Annotated in this window: 1 protein-coding gene; it reads right to left on the bottom strand. The window is 58.6% G+C overall.

What is annotated here, in order from left to right:
* On the bottom strand, positions 1-372 hold a 372-nt coding region (locus QZR30_RS27940; RefSeq protein WP_311904789.1), incomplete at both ends, for a hypothetical protein.

Here is a 372-nt window from a genome sequence, read left to right as displayed (position 1 = left end):
CAAGCGCCGCCGGGCTGGGTCAGTTTCAGCAGACGTCCTACGGCGTCCCATTCGTAACGGGTCAGCGCCCCGTATTCATCCTCACGGGCAACCTGCCGCCCCAGATCGTCATAGCGATAACGCTTGATCCCGCCAGTGGGCAATTGCTCCTCAAGCAACTGCCCACGTTCGTTCCATACCAGCCGATGACAACTGTGATCGGGATACCAAACCCCGGTCAGTTGCCCACGTTTGTTGTAGCTGTAGTTCGTGACCTGCCCGTCAGGATCGGTCCTGCGCGTAACATCGCCCTGGTCATTACGCTCATATTTCCAGACCGCCTCGCCACGCCTGACTACGCGTACGAAACCATTGTCATGCTCGTAGGACGTC

It is taken from the genome of Pseudomonas sp. rhizo25, from assembly GCF_031931935.1.
Lineage (GTDB): Bacteria > Pseudomonadota > Gammaproteobacteria > Pseudomonadales > Pseudomonadaceae > Aquipseudomonas > Aquipseudomonas synxantha.
The sequence above is the reverse complement of the archived record's forward strand: the minus strand, read 5'-3'. Positions and strand labels throughout refer to the sequence as shown.